The sequence below is a fragment of the Ensifer sp. MJa1 genome, assembly GCF_037026475.1.
Classification (GTDB): domain Bacteria; phylum Pseudomonadota; class Alphaproteobacteria; order Rhizobiales; family Rhizobiaceae; genus Ensifer.
Genome location: NZ_JAKUMO010000002.1, coordinates 239,027 through 257,293, shown reverse-complemented (window position 1 = coordinate 257,293; position 18,267 = coordinate 239,027). Strand labels below are relative to the sequence as shown.

At 64.2% G+C, this 18,267-nt stretch carries 16 protein-coding genes; 15 read left to right on the top strand and 1 reads right to left on the bottom strand.

Annotated features, from left to right (window positions below):
• Positions 1–129: 129 nt before the first annotated feature.
• From MKZ91_RS03935 to lhpI, 7 genes are all read left to right on the top strand, one after another.
• On the top strand, positions 130–936 hold the full coding sequence (locus MKZ91_RS03935; protein WP_336168181.1) for an ABC transporter substrate-binding protein: 807 nt from the start codon (positions 130–132) through the stop codon (positions 934–936).
• Positions 937–1,115: 179 nt separating this feature from the next.
• A complete protein-coding gene (locus MKZ91_RS03930) occupies positions 1,116–1,829 on the top strand; it encodes an amino acid ABC transporter permease (RefSeq protein ID WP_336168179.1) in 714 nt (237 codons plus the stop codon).
• Between the two features lie 12 nt (positions 1,830–1,841).
• Entirely contained in the window at positions 1,842–2,492 is a 651-nt protein-coding gene (locus tag MKZ91_RS03925) for an amino acid ABC transporter permease (protein WP_065373387.1), read from the top strand.
• Positions 2,485–3,207 (top strand): amino acid ABC transporter ATP-binding protein, encoded by a 723-nt coding sequence (locus MKZ91_RS03920; RefSeq protein WP_336168176.1) that lies wholly within the window; start codon positions 2,485–2,487, stop codon positions 3,205–3,207. The genes MKZ91_RS03925 and MKZ91_RS03920 overlap by 8 nt, the downstream gene beginning before the upstream one ends.
• Before the next feature lie 7 nt (positions 3,208–3,214).
• Positions 3,215–4,465 carry an NAD(P)/FAD-dependent oxidoreductase gene (locus MKZ91_RS03915; protein WP_336168175.1) on the top strand — a complete coding sequence of 417 codons (1,251 nt, stop codon included), beginning with the start codon at positions 3,215–3,217 and terminating at the stop codon, positions 4,463–4,465.
• Positions 4,466–4,478: 13 nt separating this feature from the next.
• On the top strand, positions 4,479–5,480 hold the full coding sequence (locus MKZ91_RS03910; RefSeq protein ID WP_336168173.1) for a 4-hydroxyproline epimerase: 1,002 nt from the start codon (positions 4,479–4,481) through the stop codon (positions 5,478–5,480).
• Entirely contained in the window at positions 5,477–7,168 is a 1,692-nt protein-coding gene (gene lhpI / locus MKZ91_RS03905; RefSeq protein WP_336168171.1) for a cis-3-hydroxy-L-proline dehydratase, read from the top strand. Before MKZ91_RS03910 ends, lhpI begins: the two co-directional genes overlap by 4 nt.
• A gap of 16 nt (positions 7,169–7,184) precedes the next feature.
• Here lhpI and MKZ91_RS03900 read toward each other — a convergent pair whose 3' ends face one another.
• Entirely contained in the window at positions 7,185–8,237 is a 1,053-nt protein-coding gene (locus MKZ91_RS03900) for a LacI family DNA-binding transcriptional regulator (protein ID WP_336168170.1), read from the bottom strand.
• Positions 8,238–8,353: 116 nt separating this feature from the next.
• Between MKZ91_RS03900 and bglB the strand changes: the two genes are divergently transcribed.
• The 8 genes from bglB (at position 8,354) to kduD (ending at position 18,262) form a co-directional block, all read left to right on the top strand.
• Positions 8,354–9,454 (top strand): beta-galactosidase BglB, encoded by a 1,101-nt coding sequence (gene bglB, locus MKZ91_RS03895; RefSeq protein ID WP_336168167.1) that lies wholly within the window; start codon positions 8,354–8,356, stop codon positions 9,452–9,454.
• Positions 9,451–10,287: a 5-dehydro-4-deoxy-D-glucuronate isomerase gene (gene kduI / locus MKZ91_RS03890; RefSeq protein ID WP_336168165.1), complete on the top strand. Its 837-nt coding sequence runs from the start codon at positions 9,451–9,453 to the stop codon at positions 10,285–10,287. Before bglB ends, kduI begins: the two co-directional genes overlap by 4 nt.
• Positions 10,284–12,770, top strand: a complete 2,487-nt coding sequence (locus MKZ91_RS03885; RefSeq protein ID WP_336168163.1) for a hypothetical protein — start codon at positions 10,284–10,286, stop codon at positions 12,768–12,770. The genes kduI and MKZ91_RS03885 overlap by 4 nt, the downstream gene beginning before the upstream one ends.
• 90 nt (positions 12,771–12,860) lie before the next feature.
• Positions 12,861–14,129: an ABC transporter substrate-binding protein gene (locus MKZ91_RS03880; RefSeq protein ID WP_336168162.1), complete on the top strand. Its 1,269-nt coding sequence runs from the start codon at positions 12,861–12,863 to the stop codon at positions 14,127–14,129.
• A 218-nt stretch (positions 14,130–14,347) separates the two neighbouring features.
• Entirely contained in the window at positions 14,348–15,376 is a 1,029-nt protein-coding gene (locus MKZ91_RS03875) for a carbohydrate ABC transporter permease (RefSeq protein ID WP_336168160.1), read from the top strand.
• Positions 15,373–16,425 carry a carbohydrate ABC transporter permease gene (locus MKZ91_RS03870; RefSeq protein ID WP_336168158.1) on the top strand — a complete coding sequence of 351 codons (1,053 nt, stop codon included), beginning with the start codon at positions 15,373–15,375 and terminating at the stop codon, positions 16,423–16,425. The genes MKZ91_RS03875 and MKZ91_RS03870 overlap by 4 nt, the downstream gene beginning before the upstream one ends.
• Before the next feature lie 9 nt (positions 16,426–16,434).
• Positions 16,435–17,520 (top strand): ABC transporter ATP-binding protein, encoded by a 1,086-nt coding sequence (locus MKZ91_RS03865; RefSeq protein WP_336168156.1) that lies wholly within the window; start codon positions 16,435–16,437, stop codon positions 17,518–17,520.
• Positions 17,504–18,262, top strand: a complete 759-nt coding sequence (kduD, locus tag MKZ91_RS03860) for a 2-dehydro-3-deoxy-D-gluconate 5-dehydrogenase KduD (RefSeq protein WP_336168155.1) — start codon at positions 17,504–17,506, stop codon at positions 18,260–18,262. The genes MKZ91_RS03865 and kduD overlap by 17 nt, the downstream gene beginning before the upstream one ends.
• Positions 18,263–18,267 lie beyond the last annotated feature (5 nt).

Here is an 18,267-nt window from a genome sequence, read left to right as displayed (position 1 = left end):
CCCTGCGCACATTCTGCGTTACGATCATATACTTTTTGTATACTACTTGTATTTTTCTATTGATTTACGTTCTCTAAAACGGAATAGTGCGTCAGCCGTCAAACGGCACTCATTTCAGGGAGAGAGATAATGAAGACTTCGGTGCTCGCGCTCGGCCTCGTTGCGGCCGCTGCTCTGACCAGCCAGGCCCATGCCGACAAGCTGGATGACGTCATCGGCTCGGGTACGCTGCGCTGTGCAGTGGTACTCGACTTCCCGCCGATGGGTTCTCGCGACGAGAACAACAACCCGATCGGCTTCGACGTCGACTACTGCAACGACCTTGCCAAGGCACTCGGCGTCACCGCCGAAATCGTGGAGACCCCGTTCCCGGAGCGTATCCCCGCCCTGATGTCGGGCCGTGTCGACGTCGGTGTTGCCTCGACCTCCGACACGCTTGAGCGCGCCAAGACCGTCGGCATGACGATCCCCTACTTCGCCTTCGAAATGGCCGTCACCGCCAACGAAAAGTCGGGCGTCAAGTCCTTCGAAGACATGAAGGGCAAGGTCGTCGGCGCCACCGCCGGCACGTTCGAAGCGATCGCGCTCGAAAAGCAGGTCAAGGAATGGGGTGCAGGCGAATTCCGTCCGTACCAGACCCAGGCCGACGTGTTCCTGGCGCTCAGCCAGGGCCAGATCGACGCCACGGTTTCGACCTCGACGGTTGCCCAGGCCAACGTCAAGACCGGCAAGTTCCCGGGCATTGCCGTCGTCGGCAAGGCGCCGTTCGACACAGACTATGTCGCGCTCTTCACCAACCGCGAAGAATACGGCTTCATCAACTTCCTCAACCTTTTCATCAACCAGCAGGTCCGTACCGGCCGTTATGCTGAGCTCTATGAAAAGTGGGTCGGCGGCGAGCTTCCCGACCTGACGGCAAAGGGCGTATACCGCTAATCTGCCGTCCATTTGGCGGCGCGAAGTCAGATCACGATGATTTTGGGTCCAACGACCCAAAATCATGAACGTGATCGATCTATAAGTTAGAGCGGGATGCGGGCGGAAAACCGCAGACACTTTTCCTCATCCCGCTCTGGCTCGCGCCGCTCTTCGTTTCCGAAGAGGCGAGACGAAACATGTTCAGTTATACCTTCCATTGGAACCAGGCGCTGAAAGCCCTGCCGCAGATGCTCGACGGAGCGCTGGTCACCTTGCAGGTGGCCCTGCTCTCGATGGTCATCGGCCTGGCACTGGCGCTGGCGCTCACGGCCTGCCGCCTGTCCGGCAATCGCATCCTCGGTGGCTTCGCCACTGCCTGGGTCGAGATCGCCCGCAACACGCCGGCGCTGTTCCAGATCTACATGGCCCATTTTGGCCTCGGCGGCCTGAATATCTATCTGGCGCCCTATATGGCTCAAATCGGCTTCAATAACTTCAACATCCATCTGAGCCCCTATATGGCACTGTTGGTCGGGATCGCCTTCAACAATGCCGGTTATCTCGCTGAGAATTTCCGCGGTGCGCTCAAGGCCATTCCCGAGACCCAGACGCGCGCCGGCCGATCGCTCGGCATGACGTCGGTCCAGGCCTTCCGCTACATCGTGATGCCGCAGATGCTGCGCATCGCCTTCCTGCCCGTCACCAACCAGATGGTCTGGGCAATCCTGATGACCTCGCTCGGCGTCACGGTCGGCATGAACACCGATCTCGCCGGCATCACCCAGGAGCTGAACGCCCGCTCGTTCCGCACGTTCGAATTCTTCGCAATCGCCGCGGTGATCTACTACCTGATCGCCAAGGCCGTGACGCTCGGAGCACGTCTGCTCGCCGCGCGCATGTTCCGCTACTAGGAGAGGTGAGAGATGTTCAATACCGCCCTCACCCTCGCTGATCTCGGCTTCCTATTGCAGGGCGCCCTGATGACGCTCGCGGTCACCGCCGTCTCCGTGACGGCCGGCACCGTGCTCGGCATCATCTTCGGCGTCGTGCGCAACCAGGTCGGCCCCTATTGGGGCGCGCCGCTTACCTTCGTGCTCGACGTCTTCCGTTCGGTGCCGCTGCTCATCCAGTTGGTGCTGGCGAACGCCTTCCAGGCGATCGCCAAGCTCGGCTGGGCGCCGTTCACGACCTCCTGCGTGGTGCTGTCGCTCTATACGGCCGCCTATTGCACCGAGATCGTACGCGGCGGCATTTCCTCGGTTCCGCCGACGACGCGCCGTGCGGCCCGTTCGCTCGGCATGACCTGGTGGCAGGACATGCGCTACATCGTGGCGCCGCTTGCGACACGCGTCTCGCTGCCCTCCTGGATCGGTCTCACGCTCGGCGTCATGAAGGACTCGGCACTCGTCCTTTGGCTCGGCCTGATCGAGTTGCTGCGCGCCTCGCAGGTGCTCGTCACCCGCCTCCAGGAGCCGCTGCTGATCCTTCTGATCTGCGGCGCCATCTACTTCCTCATCAGCTTCCCGATCGCCCGGCTCGGCGGTTACCTTGAAAAACGGTGGTCCAATGATTGAGATCCAGAACGTTCGCAAATCCTTCGGCTCGCTGGAGGTTCTCAAAGGCATCGACCTCACCGTCAACAAGGGCGAGGTGCTGACCATTATTGGCGGCTCCGGTTCCGGCAAGTCGACGCTGCTCACCTGCATCAACGGTCTCGAGCCGATCGATGCCGGCCGCATCCTCGTCGACGGCACCGAGGTCCACGCAAAATCGACAAACCTCAACAAGTTGCGCAGCAAGCTCGGCATCGTCTTCCAGCAGTTCAATGCTTTCCCGCACCTGACAGTGCTTGAAAACGTCACGCTGGCGCCACGCAAGGTGCTCGGCCTCTCCAAGGAGAAAGCCGAGGAGATCGCCGTCAAGCAACTCACGCACGTTGGCCTCGGCGAGAAGCTCTCAGTCTACCCGACCCGCATGTCGGGCGGCCAGCAGCAGCGCATGGCGATTGCCCGCGCGCTCGCCATGTCGCCGGAATACATGCTGTTTGACGAAGTGACCTCGGCGCTCGACCCGCAACTCGTCGGTGAAGTGCTCGACACGCTGCGCATGCTTGCGTCAGAAGGGATGACGATGATCTGCGTCACCCACGAGATGAAGTTTGCCCGCGAAGTCTCTGACCGGGTCGCCTTCTTCCACAAGGGCGTGATGGCCGAAATCGCAGCACCGGAAGCGCTCTTCGGCGCGCCGAAGGACCCGGAACTCAAGAAGTTCCTCGCAGCGACGCACTGAGCCGATCATGAAGGATGCATTTCAGCCTGACGTCATCGTCATCGGCGCCGGCGTCGTCGGCCTTTCGGCGGCGATCGCCGCCCAGGCACGGGGGCTTCACGTCACCGTGCTCGACCGGGAAGGCCCGGCGGCAGGTGCCTCGGCGGGTAACGCCGGAGCCTTCGCCTTCACCGACATCCTGCCGCTCGCCTCGCCAGGCATCCTGAAGAAGGCGCCGAAGTGGCTGCTCGACCCGCTCGGACCCTTGAGCGTTCCGCCGGCCTATGCCGCGCAGATCGCGCCCTGGATGTTCCGCTTCTGGCGGGCCTGCTCGCCGAGCCGCGTCGCCCACTCGACGACAGCGCAGACGGCGATCATGGATCTTTCCAAGGCCGAACTGGTACCTTTCCTGTCGGCGACCGGCACTCTGCCGATGCTGTACAAGGACGGCAATCTCCAGGTTTATGAAAGCGAGGCGGAGATCAAGGCATCGCTTCCCGGCTGGAAGGCACGGGCCGAACACGGCATCGAGTTCCGCCACATGGGGGCGGCCGAAATGGCCGAGATCCAGCCCGGGCTCGCGTCGCGTTTCACGCACGGCACCTTTACCCCCGGCTGGTACTCGATCGCCGATCCCAAGCTCTACACGCTGGCACTCGCCGACCACTTCCGCTCCAGGGGCGGCGTCATCGAGCGTGCCGAGGTCGTGGGCCTGAAGCCGATCGGCGGTGGCGTGGAGCTGACGAGCAAGGACGGCAACACGCGGCGCGCCGCTCACGTCGTGCTTTCGGCCGGTGCCTTCTCGCACCGGGTCGCCCGTACGCTCGGAGAGCGCATCCCGCTTGAAACCGAGCGCGGCTACAACACCACGCTGCCGCAGAACGCCTTTGATCTGCGCACCCAGGTCACCTTCGGCGGTCACGGCTTCGTCGTCACACGGCTTTCGACCGGCATTCGCGTCGGCGGCGCCGTCGAACTCGGCGGCCTGAAGCTGCCGCCGAACTTCCGCCGCTCCGAGGCCATGCTGAAGAAGGCGCAGACCTTCCTGCCGGGCCTGAAGAGCGAGGGTGGCGTGCAATGGATGGGCTTCCGCCCGTCGCTGCCCGACAGCCTTCCGGCGATCGGCCGCGCTCGTGCCACCGACCGCGTGATCTACGCCTTCGGCCACGGCCACCTCGGCCTCACACAATCGGCCGGCACCGCCCGGCTCGTTGCCGACCTCTTGACCGGCCACCAGCCGGCCATCGACATCAAACCCTTCTCGCCGCAACGTTTCTGACAGAGTTTCGATCATGGCCAACCACACCTTCTCCTGCATCGACGGCCACACCTGCGGCAATCCCGTCCGCCTCGTTTCCGGCGGCGGGCCGCGGCTCGAAGGCGCAAACATGCTGGAGAAGCGGGCGCATTTCCTGCGCGAATTCGACTGGATCCGCACCGGCCTGATGTTCGAACCGCGCGGCCACGACATGATGTCGGGCTCGATCCTCTATCCGCCGACGCGGCCGGACTGTGACGTCGCGGTGCTGTTCATCGAAACCTCGGGCTGCCTGCCGATGTGCGGCCACGGCACGATCGGGACCATCACCATGGCGATCGAGAACGGGCTCATCACCCCGCGCGAGCCGGGCAAGCTGTCGATCGACGCGCCTGCCGGCAAGGTCGACATCACCTATCGCCAGGAGGGCCGCTTCGTCGAAGAGGTGCGCCTCACCAACGTGCCGGGCTTCCTTTATGCCGAAGGGCTAACGGCCGAGGTCGAGGGTCTCGGCGAGATCGTCGTCGACGTCGCCTATGGCGGCAATTTCTACGCCATCGTCGAGCCGCAGAAGTATTTTCGCGACATGGCCGACCACACGGCCGGCGAACTGGTCGGCTGGAGCCCGAAGCTGCGCGCAGCGCTCAACGCCAAGTACGAGTTCGTCCATCCGGAGCATCCGGAAATTCAGGGTCTCAGCCACATCCAGTGGACCGGCAAGCCGACGCAGGCCGAAGCGCATGCGCGCAACGCCGTCTTCTACGGTGAAAAGGCGATCGACCGTTCGCCCTGCGGCACCGGCACCTCGGCGCGAATGGCGCAGCTTGCCGCCAAGGGCAAGCTTGGGGTTGGTGACGACTTCGTGCACGAGTCGATCATCGGCTCGCTTTTCAAGGGCCGCGTCGAGGCGGCGACCAAGGTCGCCGGCCGTGACGCCATTATCCCGTCGATTGCCGGTTGGGCCCGCATGACCGGCATCAACACCATCTTCATCGATGACCGCGACCCCTTTGCTCATGGATTTGTCGTAAAATGACCCAAGCGATCTCCGCCCGCAGCATTCTTCCCGGCTCCGCCGATGGCGCCATCATCGCCACCGAGGAGGCGTTGAGTTTCTGGGGCGGGGTCGATCCGGCGACCGGCCGGGTGATCGACGTGCACCATCCGCTGCATGGCCTCTGTCTCACCGGCGGCATCCTGATGATGCCGTCGAGCCGCGGCTCGTGCACCGGTTCGGGCGTTCTGCTCGACATGGCGCTGACCGGCCGCGCACCGGCAGCGCTGGTCTTCTGCGAGGCTGAGGACGTGCTGACGCTCGGCGCGCTGATTGCGGCCGAGATGTTCGGCAAGTCCTTGCCGGTCCTCAGGCTTTCCCGCGACGCCTTCAAGGCGCTTTCCGAGGCGAAGTCGGCCCGCATCAGCGACACAGCCATTGAAGCGGACGGCCTGACCATCGCGGTCGAACCACCGGCGACGACGGCGCTCGACCTGACAGAGAACGACCGGGCGATGCTTGACGGCCGCGACGGCATCGCGGTGCAGCAGGCCATGCGCATCATCGCGGCGATGGCGGCTGGGCAGGGCGCTGAAAAGCTGGTCGACGTCGTCCAGGGCCATATCGACGGCTGCATCTACGCGAGCCCCGCCAACCTCACCTTCGCCGAGAAGATGGCCGACATGGGCGCCAAGGTTTGCGTGCCAACGACGATGAACGCGATTTCGGTCGACCGCGCCAACTGGCAGGCGCAGGGCGTGCCGGAGAGCTTTGGCGATCCAGCCGCGCGCCTGGCCGATGCCTATGTGCGCATGGGCTGCCGCCCGACCTTCACCTGCTCGCCCTATCTGCTCGACAGCGCGCCGAAGGCCGGAGAGTCGATTGCATGGGCGGAGTCAAACGCCGTGATCTTCGCCAACACAGTGCTTGGCGCCCGCACGGCAAAGCATCCTGACTTTCTCGACCTCTGCATCGCGCTCACCGGCCGCGCGCCGCTTTGCGGTGTCTATCTCGATGCACCGCGCAAGGCCAAACGCATCATCGACGTCGAACTCCCCAAGGCGATCGACGACGCCTTCTGGCCGTTGATCGGCTATCTCGCCGGCAAGGCCGCGCCGGATCGCATCCCGCTGCTGCGCGGCCTTGGCCCCGCAAGGCCCTCGCGCGACGACCTGAAGGCGCTCTGCGCCGCCTTCGGCACCACGTCAGCCGCTCCGATGCTGCACGTCGAGGGCGTCACCCCTGAAGCTGAAGGCGCCGCTGCCGCAGACGCCGACCACGTGACCATCACGCGCGCCGACATGGCTGAGGCGTGGGTGCATTTCAACGAAGGACCGGCTGAAATCGAACTTGTCGCCATCGGCAGCCCGCACGCCTCGCTCGAGGAATGCCGGGCGCTCGCCGATGCCTTCGACGGCCGCACGCGGCACGGCGATGTCGCCGTCATCGTCACCGCCGGACGGGATGCGATTGCAGCCGCGCGGGAGGAAGGCGTGCTCGGGCGGCTCCAGGCAAGCGGCATCCAGGTGCTTCCGGATCTCTGCTGGTGCTCGATCTCCGAGCCGGTCTTCCCGACGAAGACCCGGGCGCTGATGACCAATTCCGGCAAATACGCCCATTACGGCCCAGGCCTCTCCGGCCGTGCCGTTCGCTTCGGCAGTCTTGCCGATTGCGTCGAGGCGGCGCTGACGGGCCGTGTGCCGGCGCGGTTGCCGGGCTGGCTCTCGTAACAGCTCCACCGGGCGCTTAGGCGCCGCGTGGCGGCGCCGTCGAGGCGCGCGGCACAAGGTGGCAGGCAAGCTCCACCCGGCGCGGTGGCGCTGGGATGCCGGAGAGCGTGTCGCGCAGGAGATCAAGGGCGACCGAGCCGATCTCGCGCATCGGGATGTGCATGGTCGTCAGCGGCGGGTTGAGGAAGGCCGCCTGCGGCAGGTCGTCCATGCCCATGACCGAGACGTCGCCCGGAACCGAAAAACCCTTCTGCTGGATGCCGACCATGGCGCCGACGGCAAGGCTGTCGCCCGCGGCAAGAACCGCTGTAAAATCGAGCCCGCGCTCGGCGATGCGCTGCATCAGCGCCTGCATCGCCAGTTCCGGCAGCCAGTCCTCGACGGTGACGAGCAGGTCGTCATCGATAGGCAAGCCCTTCGCCAGCAGGCCATCGCGCCAGCCCTCGTAGCGCCGCTCGATGGTGCGCCGCCCCGGCCGCATCAAAAACAGGATGCGCTCATGTCCGAGTTCGGTCAGATGGTCGGTCGCAAGACGCGCGCTCGAGCGGTTGCACGGCGTGACGCTCGACAGCCGCATGAACGGGTCGTCGCTGTTTAGAAGCACCACCGGCTTGTCGAAGCCGCGCGTCGCCGCCAGCATGCCCTCGTCGTCAATGGTCAGAAACAAGAGACCGGCAACCTGTTCGTCGCCTTCGGCCTCGGCAAGCACGGCCAGCTCTTCGTTCCGGTCAGCAATGGGCCGGGTGACGATTTCGAGATCCAGCGCCTGTGCCCGCTCCTTCAGCCCCTCCAGCACATAGTGGGTGAACTGGTTGCGCACATAGTCGATCATCGCCGCACTCGACGCGGCTACGATGACCTTCTGCCCCGCGACCGCTGTCGGTATGACGTAGTTGGCGTTCTTCGCCGCCTCCAGCACCTTCTGGCGGATTTCGGCACGCACGCCCTTTTCGCCGGCGAGCGCCCGTGACGCCGTACTCAGGGACACGCCGCAAGCCTCGGCGATATCCTCCAACCGCACCTTCTTGCTCTTCTTCCCGCGTTTGCCCGGCAGCGGTTTCGTGATCATTCGGCTCTCCCTTGCCACAATACTGAGAAAAATTTTCATATTGCGCAACTAAAATCGTCATGCCTTTATCTCTCTCAAGAAAGCCGAGGGAAGAGCGGCTAAGGAGGAGGAACGCCATGGGCCTGAATGCCCACGACATTCGTTTGGGTCTCGATCGTCTTGTTGCCGGCATGACCGGTCTCAAGCATGACGGCCGGTTCGACGAGCCGAACCTCGATGGGACCGCCGGCGACTACATCAGCTTCGACAGCTGGGAGTGGCCGCAGGGCGTCGGCCTCTATGGCCTGATCAAGCTCTGGCTGTTCACCGGTCGCAACGATATCCGCCAGTTGATCGAGGGGTGGTACGAAGGCCGTCTGGCCGCCGGCCTGCCGGAACTCAACGTCAACACGACCGCGCCGATGCTCGGCCTCTCCGTGCTCTGGGCGAAAACCGGAAACCCGCGCTGGAAGCCGCTGCTCGACGAATGGGCGGACCGGGTGATGAGCGAAATGGGCCGCACGCCGGAAGGCGGTTTCGAGCATCACGTCTCCGACAAGGTCAACGACAACGAACTCTGGGACGACACACTCTACATGGTCGCCCTCTTCCTCGCGTCCTACGGCCAGGCAAGTGGCCGGCGCGAACTGGTCGACGAGGCCTCGCGGCAGTTTCTCGTCCATGCCCGCTATCTCGCCGACACCCAGTCGGGTCTCTGGTTCCACGGCTGGACCTTCGACGGCCGGCACAATTTCGCCCGTGCCCGCTGGGCCCGCGGCAATGCCTGGATCACCGCCGGCATGCTCGATCTCTTCGATCTCGCTGAGATCGCCGCACCGGTGAAAGAATACCTGCGCGGCATGCTCGTCACCCAGGTCGAAGCGCTCCTGCCGCTACAGACCGCTTCGGGCGCCTGGCGTACGCTGCTCGACGATGCAAGTTCCTATGAAGAGATCTCGGCGACCGCCGGCATCGGCTACGGTCTGCTGAAAGGTTACCGCCTCGGCTACGGCACGCCGGTCTGGCGCGCCGCCGGCCTGCGGGCGCTGGACGCCGTGATGCGCAACATCGACGAGACCGGTACCGTGCTCAACGTGTCTTACGGCACGCGCATGGGCCACGACCTGCAATTTTACAAGGACATCCCCATTCAGCCGACCGGCTATGGCCAGGCACTGGCAATCCTGTGCCTTTCCGAAGCCCTGCATCATGTCGGCGCGGAAGGACAGGCAGCATGACGATGAAGGTTCTCTACGGGGCCAATCCCGAAGACATCAAGACATACGACACGGCGCGGCTTCGCCGCGAGTTCTTGATCAGCGATCTCTTCGCGGAAGACACTGTCAATTTCACCTATACCCATGTCGACCGGTTGATCCTCGGCGGCGCAATGCCGAAGACCAAGAGCGTCTCCTTCGGATCGGGCGCCGACATCGGCACGCCCTATCTGCTTTCGGCGCGCGAGATGGGCATCGCCAATCTCGGCGGCACCGGCACGATCACCGTCGACGGTAAGCACTTCACGCTCGAAAACCGCGATGTGCTCTATATCGGGCGCGGCGCCAAAGAGATCGTCGTCTCCAGCGAGACCGCCGATCGCCCGGCGCGCTTCTACATGAACTCGGTGCCCGCCGGCGCCGATCTGCCGCACCGGTTGATCAAGAGGGCGGAAGCGAAGGCCATCGAGCTTGGCGACGTCAGGCGTTCGAACAAGCGCCGCCTCGTCATGTACATCCATCCGGAGGTCATGCCCTCCTGCCTGCTTCTGATGGGCATCACCGACCTTGCCGAAGGCAGCGCCTGGAACACCATGCCGCCGCATGTGCACGAGCGCCGCATGGAGGCCTATTGCTATTTCGACATGGCGCCCGAGGACCGCGTCGTCCACGTGATGGGCGAGCCGGGAGAAACTCGGCACCTGATCGTCGCCGATTGTGACGCCGTGCTTTCGCCCGCCTGGTCGATCCACATGGGTGCCGGCACCGGGCCCTATGCCTTCGTCTGGGGCATGACCGGCGAGAACCAGGAATATAACGACGTCACCCCCGTAGCCTTGGCTGAGCTGAAATGAGCAATTCGATTTTCCATCTGAAGAAGAGCCTCGTTCCGGGGCAGGCGATTGGCTACTGGCAACTCGGTGCGATTGCCGAAGAGCGCTTCGACGTGCCGGACCAGCCGATGAAGGGCGAGATGGACCCCTTCTTCTTCCTGACCAAGCACAAGAACTTCATCCCGCACGAATATCCCTGCCGCACGATCTTTGCCGAGCGCTATCGCGGCAAGCGGCCGGACGTGCGCGGTAAATTCGAGGCGACCCGCTGGTGGCTGCCCTTCGGATCGCCGAGGCTCGACCTCTCCGGCTTCTGGTTCCGCCCGACACGGCTTGCGACCTTTGCCCGCACCTCGATCGAAGCCGTTGCAGCCGGAATCGCCAAGATCCGTCTCGGCACCTGCGGCGGCGCGGTGATCTTTTTGAACGGCAGCGAAATCGGCTGGATGGCGCCCTATAGCCGCAACCTGGAAGCCAAGGCCGAGTTCGACCTGCCGCTTGCAGCCGGCCTCAACGAGATCACGATCTTCTTCGATGACCTTGCCGAACGCGATGCGCGCTATTTCTTCCAGCTCGACTATCTCTCGGGTCCGGCTGCACGGGTAGCCCTTCCCGTCCCTTGCGCAAGCGAGGCGGCAGCACAGATCGAAACCGCGCTCGACGGCATGCATTTCGACCGCACGGCCTATTTCGAAGGCGACATCACGCTCAATTTCGCAGCCGCACTGCCGCTCGACGTCAAGGTCAATGTCGCGGTCGAAGGCGACTTCATGTCGACCGAGCGCTTCGACCACGACTTCGTGCTGAAGGCCGGTGACCGCAAATTGCGGGTCGGCGCATCGGAAGAAACGCCGGCCGATTTCCGACACTTCCGCATCACGCTTAATGCAGGCGACTTCGTCGCGTCGCGCTCGCTCGGCGTCGAAATCTGCCATGCCGGCCGCCAGGGAAAACCGCCGACAGCGCTTGTCGCCCGGATCACCGAGACGCTCGACGAAATCTCGGGCTTCTCCGAACGCGACACGGTGCGCGCCTTTGCAAGGCTTGCAAGCGGCCGCGGCGGCGCCGACACGGATGCGATGATTACGGAAATCCTGCCGTCGATCGAGGACTGCCACGACTGCGCCGACTTCTCGCTGGTGCCGCTGATCTGGTCGCGCACCAGCTGGGGCAGGGACATCAGTGAAAAGACGCGGGATCGGATCGACCAGGCGATCCTTGGCTTCCGCTACTGGATGGACGAACCCGGTAACGACGTGCAGTGGTATTTCTCGGAAAACCATGCGCTGCTCTTCCACACGTCCGCCTATCTGGCCGGCCACCTCTTCCCGCAGGCGACCTTCCGCCGCTCGGGCCGCAAGGGAGCTGAGCAAAGCGCCGTCGGTGCTGCCCGCGTTCGCGCCTGGCTCGATCACTTCGAAGCCTGGGAAATGGCCGAGTTCAACTCGGCGCCCTATTTCCCGATCGACCTCAAGGGCCTGACAGCACTCGCCGCCCTCTCGCCCGACGCCGATATCGCCGAACGCGCCAAGAAGGGCATCGTCCGTCTCTGCGAAATCATCGCCCGCTCCGCCCATCACGGCATGGTGACGGCAGCCCAGGGGCGCTCCTACGAGCATACGCTCTGCGCCGGCCGCTCGCTGGAACTGTCGGGTGTCTCCCGCCTGCTCTGGGGCAAGGGCTGGTACGGCCGCCGGGTGCATGCGCTGCCGCAGCTTGCTGTCTGCCTGCGCGACCACGGCCTCGTCGTACCGGAAGCGCTCGCCGCCGTTGCCTGCCACGAGGACGAGGCAGCCCATCAGGAATGGCGCTTCGCCCAGGGCGAAAACCGGTTTGCAGCGCTCTATCACTACAAGGGCCGTCACTTCGCGATGGGCTCGGCGGCGCATTATCGCTGGAACGAATGGGGCTACCAGGAGACCGTGCTGCACCTGCGCCTTGGCCAACGCCCCGAAGCGGCGATCTGGATCAACCATCCGGGCGAAACCATTCAGTTCGGGTACGGCCGGCCATCCTATTGGGGTGGTTGCGGCACCCTCCCTCGTGCCCACCAGTACAGGGGGCTGGCCGTACTCGACTTTTCAGCCTTCAACGAACAGCCGGATTTCAGCCACGCCTGGTTCCCGGTCGCCGAGTTCGACGAAAGCAGGGTCAAGGGCAATCTCGCACTGGCCCGCAGCGGTCGGGGCGCGGTGATGCTGATCGGCGCAAGCGAACTGATCTCCGTCACCGACGGTCCGTCGGCCAATGCGGAGCTGCGACAGGCCGGCCACAAGACCCGCTGGATCGTCCGCGTCTGCGAGGCCACCGATCTCTCGGGCGTCGAAGCCCGATTTGCAGCACTCGCGGTCGAGGAGACCGGTGACGGATCGCTTGTCATCAACGACCCCGAATATGGCCGGGTCGTCTTCCGGGGCGACGGAGCCACGGAGGCGGAAGGGCGCACCATCGCCGCCAAGGATTTCACCGTTGCCGGCGAGGTCACCATGCTGGCCGCCGGCTAAGGGATGAAGAGTTGCGCCGGCCGGGAGAAGCCGGCGCAACCCCCAAACGAGCGGGAGGACGCTCGTCTAGATAAGTGGAGGAGGAAGACAATGAAGAAGACCAGAACAATGCTCGCGGCGCTCGCCGTCGGGCTCTTGTCGTCGACGGCGGCGCTCGCCGGTGACGTGCGCATCATGTGGTACTCTGACGGCGTCGAGGGCGAGGTGCTGAAAGACCTGCTCGACCGCTTCATGAAGGAGAACCCGGGGATCAACGTGATCCTCGACAACGTCTCCTACAGCGTCGTGCGCGAGCAGCTGCCGGTGCAGCTCGAAGCCGGCAACGGCCCGGATATCGCCCGCGTCACCAACCTGAAGGCCCAGAGCCAGCACTGGCTCGACCTGCGCCCGCTCGTCGCCGACGCCGCCTATTGGGACCAAAACTTCGGCGACCAGGCCGATTGGATGCGGCCTGATGGTCCCAACCAGATCTCCGGCTTCATGACGCAGATCACCATTGCCGGCGGTTTTGCCAACAAGACGCTGTTCGATCAGGCGGGCGTCGCCATTCCCGGCAAGGACGCCACCTGGGACGATTGGGCAAAGGCTGCCAAACAGGTTGCCGAAAACCAGCAGGTGCCTTTCCCGATGGCGCTCGACCGTTCCGGCCATCGCCTGAGCGGCCCGAACCTTGCCTATGGCGGCAACTATATCGGCGGCGACGGCAAGCCGGCACCGCTCGACGACGGCACGAAGAGCTTCCTCAAGACCTTCGTCGGCTGGGTCGCCGACGGCACGATGAGCAAGGATGTCTGGGTTTCGGCCGCAGGTTCCACCTATCGCGCTGCCGCCGACGACTTCATCAACGGCCAGCTCGTCTACTACTATTCCGGTTCCTGGCAGGTTCCGAACTTCTCGACGAAGATCGGCACCAACTTCGACTGGGTGGCGACCGGCAGCCCCTGCGGCCCGGCAAACTGCACCGGCATGACCGGCGGCGCCGGCCTTGTCGCGATCAAGTACACCAAGAACCCGACGGAAGTCGCCAAGGTGATGGATTATCTGGCGAGCGAGCCGATCGTGAAGGAGTTCTCCGAACGCACCCTGTTCCTGCCGGCGCATAAGGGCGTGCTTGCCAAGGGGCTCGACTTCAAGACCGACGACGCCCAGGCCAAGGCCGCACTCAACGGCTTCGTCGAGGCGGGCAAGTCGCTCTCCGACGAGGCTCGCAAGCTGCCCGGCTGGCTCTGGTCCGACGCCGTCTACGGCGCGCTCGTCACCCGCGTCAGCCAGGCAGCGGCCGGCGAAATGACGGTCGACGAGGCGTTCACGCGCATCGACAGCGACATCGCTACCAAGGTCAAGGACAGCGGGAACTGACCGGAGCCACCGCTTCACGTGCCCGAGTGGCGTGACACGTCATGCCGCCCGGACCGCCATAGCGGTGTAGGCAACGACTGAGTTAGCGCATGCTTACCAAACAAACGCGTGCTTCGGCACGTTGCGTTGCCCGCGTAGAGTGGGCAGCGCGCCGAGATCCGGCATTGACCGGTACGTACCGTGCAGCAAGCGCACGCGGGGTGGTGAGGAAGCCAAGCATGAAGGCAGATGTTCCAAAGGGAAGCGGCTCCGGCCTTGGCGAGGCGGTCATGGTACCCGTTCGCCTGGTGATGGGCGCCATCGACGCGCCGCTGCGCTGGTTGCAACGCCGCCTCGGCATCGGCGGCATGGCGACCTTCTTCCTTTTGCCGAACATGTTGATCTTCGGCATCTTCGTGCTCCTGCCGTTCTTCATCAACTTCGCCTATTCCATGACCGGCGGCACGGCACTGTTCCTGCCGGACCGCAGCTTCGTCGGCGGCGAGCAATATGCGCGTCTGTTCGACTGCGCGAACTATACCGACCCGAATTCTTGCGCCGAGGACACGTTCTGGACTGCGGTCGGCAACACCGCCTGGTTCGTGGTGCTGCAGGTCAGCCTGATGATCCTGTTTTCACTGGTGACGGCCTTGATCCTTAACCGCGAGCTTGCGGCGCGCAGCTTCTGGCGGGCGGTGTTCTTCTTCCCGGTGCTGCTTTCGCCTGTCGTCGTCGGCCTCATCTGGAAGTGGATCCTGCAGCGCCAGGGCCTGCTCAACTTCGGCCTCTACAGCCTCGGCCTCGAGCCACACACCTGGCTCAACGACCGCAACTGGTCCTTTGCCGCCGCCGTCGGCGTGTCGATCTGGGCGCATATGGGCTTCTACACGCTGATCCTGCTTGCCGGCCTGCAGGCGATCCCGAAGGATCTCTATGAAGCCGCCGAGATGGACGGCACCCGGCCGGCGCGCGCCTTCTGGCGCATCACCCTGCCGCTTTTGATGCCGAACCTTCTGGTCGTGGTCGTGCTCGTGCTGATCCGCGCCGTGCAGATCTTCGACGAAGTCTATGTCCTGACCGGCGGCGGCCCGGGCACCAGCACGCTTTATCTCACCCAGTACATCTACGAGACCGGCTTTGCGACGCAGCTGCGCAATCCGGGCCTTGCCGCCGCCGCCTCGATCCTGATGGGGGTCGTGCTGGTGATCCTGACGCTGGTGCAACTTGGCCTTGGCCGCAAAGGCGAAAACAAGGGAGGCCGCAAATGAGCCGCGTCGCCGCATTCATCTTCCGTCGCCGCGGCCGCAACGGCTGGCATTGGACCGACGTCTTCACCTGGGTGTGGCTGATTGGCGGCCTCTTCATCATGTTCGGCCCGGCCGTCTGGCTCGTCGGTTCCTCCTTCAAGTCGCCGGCAGCGCTTGCCGAGTTCCCGCCTTCGATCATGCCCTATGTGACGCAAAAGGCGACCGTCGACGGCTACGACAAGCCGCTCGACCTTTACGAAGTGACCATGCCTGATGGCAGCAAGACGGTGCTCGCCGAGGTCCGCCGCATCGGCATCGTCGCCCAGATGGTTTCGCCCGACAAGCCGACCGAGATCATCAAGGTCAAGATCGCCGATCGCAAGCCGGTACGCACCATGTCGTTTGCGACCTCGAACTACAGCGAACCCTTCACCCATTTCGATTTCGTCCGCTATCTCTGGAACTCGGTCTTCGTGACGGTGACGGCGACGCTGATCACGCTGATCGTCAATTCGATGGCCGCCTTTGCGCTCAGCAAATACGAGTTCCGCGGCCGAACCTTCGCGATGCTCCTGATCCTTGCGACGCTGATGGTGCCGCTTTCAGTGATCATGGTGCCGCTCTATTCGATCGTCTCGGCCCTCGGCCTGTTCAACAATCTCTGGGGCGTGATCCTGCCGACAGTCGCAACACCAACCGGCGTCTTCATCCTGCGCCAGTACATGCTGACCATCCCCGACGAGCTGATCGATGCCGCCCGCATGGACAAGGCGTCGGAGTGGCAAATCTACTGGCGCATCATATTGCCGCTGACCGCGCCGGCGCTTGCGGTGCTCGCCATCTTCTCGGTCGTCTGGCGCTGGAACGACTTCCTCTGGCCGCTGATCGTGCTGTCGCGCAAGGAGCTTTACACGCTGCAGGTGGGCTTGAGCATCTATTCTGGCGAGCTGAACGTGCAGTGGCATTTCATCCTCGCCATGACGGTCGTGACGATGATCCCGGTCGTTCTCGTCTTCATCTTCCTGCAACGCTTCATCACCACCGGCATCGCCGGCACCGGACTGAAATAGGGGGCACAAATGGGCCACATCAAGCTTACCAATGTGACCAAGTCGTTCGGCGCCGTCGACGTGCTTCATGACATCAACCTGGAGATCAAGGACGGCGAGTTCGTCGTCTTCGTCGGCCCGTCCGGCTGCGGCAAGTCCACGCTTCTGCGCATGATTGCCGGCCTTGAAAAACCGACCGGCGGCGAGCTTGCCATCGACGGCAAGGTCGTCAACGACGTGCCGGCCGCAGACCGCGGCCTTGCCATGGTGTTCCAGTCTTACGCGCTCTATCCGCATATGAGCGTGCGCCAGAACCTCGCCTTCGGGCTGGAAAATACCCGGATGCCGAAGGCGGAAATCGCCGAGCGCATTGCGGAGGCCGCACGCATGCTCGAAATCGAGCCCTATCTGGAACGCCGGCCCGGGCAGCTCTCCGGCGGCCAGCGCCAGCGCGTGGCGATCGGCCGGGCGATCGTGCGCCGTCCCGTCGCCTTCCTGCTCGACGAGCCGCTGTCGAACCTCGACGCGGAACTGCGCGGCTCGACCCGCGCCGAGCTTGCGGCACTGCATGCGCGGCTCTCGGCAACGATGATCTATGTGACCCACGACCAGGTGGAGGCAATGACGCTTGCCGATCGCATCGTCGTGCTGCGCGCCGGGCGCATCGAGCAGGTCGGCACGCCGCTCGAACTCTACAATAAACCGGCCAATCGATTCGTCGCCGGCTTTATCGGCTCGCCGCACATGAACTTCCTTGAAGGCACGCTGGAAGCGACAGGCTCGGACAGGGCCGTCGCGACGCTGAAGGGCGGCCACCGCCTGGAGGTTCCGATGGCGGCTGGTGCCGCGGCGAACGGAGCGCCCGTCACACTTGGCGTGCGGCCGCATCACATAACGCTCGACGCAGGCGAAAACAGCATTCCGGCAAAGATCCGGCTCGTCGAAGCGCTCGGCTCGGAAACCGTGCTGCACGCCGATGTCGCCGGCCAGAAGCTACTGGTCGTTGCTCCCGGCCAGCATAACCTCGCGCAGGGCGACGATATCAGGCTGTCGCTGAGCGCCGCCCCCATCCATCTCTTCAACGACAAGGGACTTCGCCTTGAACGCGCTGTTTGATTTGACCGGCAAGACCGCCCTCGTCACCGGCGCCCGCACCGGCCTCGGCCAGGGCATGGCTCTCGCACTGGCGCAAGCCGGCGCAAACATCGCGGCCATCGGCTCGTCACCGATGCCAGAGACGGCAGCGCTGGTCGAGGAAGTCGGCGGGCGCTTCCACCAGCATACCGTGGACCTTTCCAGACCGTTCAATGCGAACACTTTGATTGCCGAGGCGGCCGCAGCGCTCGGCGGCATCGACATCCTTGTCAACAATGCCGGCATCATCCGCCGCGCCGACCTCTTCGACTATTCCGAAGAGGATTGGGACAGCGTGCTCGACGTCAACCTGAAGGCAGCCTTCCTGCTCTCCCAGGCCGCGGCGAAGCACATGGTCTCGACCGGACGCGCCGGCCGGATCATCAATGTCGCCTCGATGCTGACCTTCCAGGGCGGCATCCGCGTGCCGGCCTATGCCGCCTCCAAGCACGGCATTGCCGGCCTCACCAAAGCGATGGCCAACGAACTGGCGCCGCGCGGGATCACCGTCAACGCGATCGCGCCCGGCTATATGGCGACCGACAACACCGAGGCGCTGCGCAACGATCCCGATCGCAACGCCCAGATCTCCGCCCGCATTCCGATGGGGCGCTGGGGCACGCCGGATGATCTCGCCACGGCAGTGTTGTTCTTCGCCTCACCGGCGTCCGGCTATGTCACGGGCACCGTGCTGCCGGTCGACGGTGGCTGGCTGGTTCGGTAGGCCGC

What these genes read in the sequence shown, in the direction of transcription:
- MKZ91_RS03910 (WP_336168173.1), top strand. Translation starts at nt 4,479, where the DNA reads ATGGCCAACCACACCTTCTCCTGCATCGACGGCCACACCTGCGGCAAT.
- MKZ91_RS03865 (WP_336168156.1), top strand. Translation starts at nt 16,435, where the DNA reads ATGGGCCACATCAAGCTTACCAATGTGACCAAGTCGTTCGGCGCCGTC.
- lhpI (WP_336168171.1), top strand. Translation starts at nt 5,477, where the DNA reads ATGACCCAAGCGATCTCCGCCCGCAGCATTCTTCCCGGCTCCGCCGAT.
- MKZ91_RS03885 (WP_336168163.1), top strand. Translation starts at nt 10,284, where the DNA reads ATGAGCAATTCGATTTTCCATCTGAAGAAGAGCCTCGTTCCGGGGCAG.
- MKZ91_RS03915 (WP_336168175.1), top strand. Translation starts at nt 3,215, where the DNA reads ATGAAGGATGCATTTCAGCCTGACGTCATCGTCATCGGCGCCGGCGTC.
- MKZ91_RS03875 (WP_336168160.1), top strand. Translation starts at nt 14,348, where the DNA reads ATGAAGGCAGATGTTCCAAAGGGAAGCGGCTCCGGCCTTGGCGAGGCG.
- MKZ91_RS03925 (WP_065373387.1), top strand. Translation starts at nt 1,842, where the DNA reads ATGTTCAATACCGCCCTCACCCTCGCTGATCTCGGCTTCCTATTGCAG.
- MKZ91_RS03935 (WP_336168181.1), top strand. Translation starts at nt 130, where the DNA reads ATGAAGACTTCGGTGCTCGCGCTCGGCCTCGTTGCGGCCGCTGCTCTG.
- MKZ91_RS03870 (WP_336168158.1), top strand. Translation starts at nt 15,373, where the DNA reads ATGAGCCGCGTCGCCGCATTCATCTTCCGTCGCCGCGGCCGCAACGGC.
- MKZ91_RS03900 (WP_336168170.1), bottom strand. Translation starts at nt 8,237, where the DNA reads ATGATCACGAAACCGCTGCCGGGCAAACGCGGGAAGAAGAGCAAGAAG.
- bglB (WP_336168167.1), top strand. Translation starts at nt 8,354, where the DNA reads ATGGGCCTGAATGCCCACGACATTCGTTTGGGTCTCGATCGTCTTGTT.
- MKZ91_RS03920 (WP_336168176.1), top strand. Translation starts at nt 2,485, where the DNA reads ATGATTGAGATCCAGAACGTTCGCAAATCCTTCGGCTCGCTGGAGGTT.
- MKZ91_RS03930 (WP_336168179.1), top strand. Translation starts at nt 1,116, where the DNA reads ATGTTCAGTTATACCTTCCATTGGAACCAGGCGCTGAAAGCCCTGCCG.
- kduI (WP_336168165.1), top strand. Translation starts at nt 9,451, where the DNA reads ATGACGATGAAGGTTCTCTACGGGGCCAATCCCGAAGACATCAAGACA.
- MKZ91_RS03880 (WP_336168162.1), top strand. Translation starts at nt 12,861, where the DNA reads ATGAAGAAGACCAGAACAATGCTCGCGGCGCTCGCCGTCGGGCTCTTG.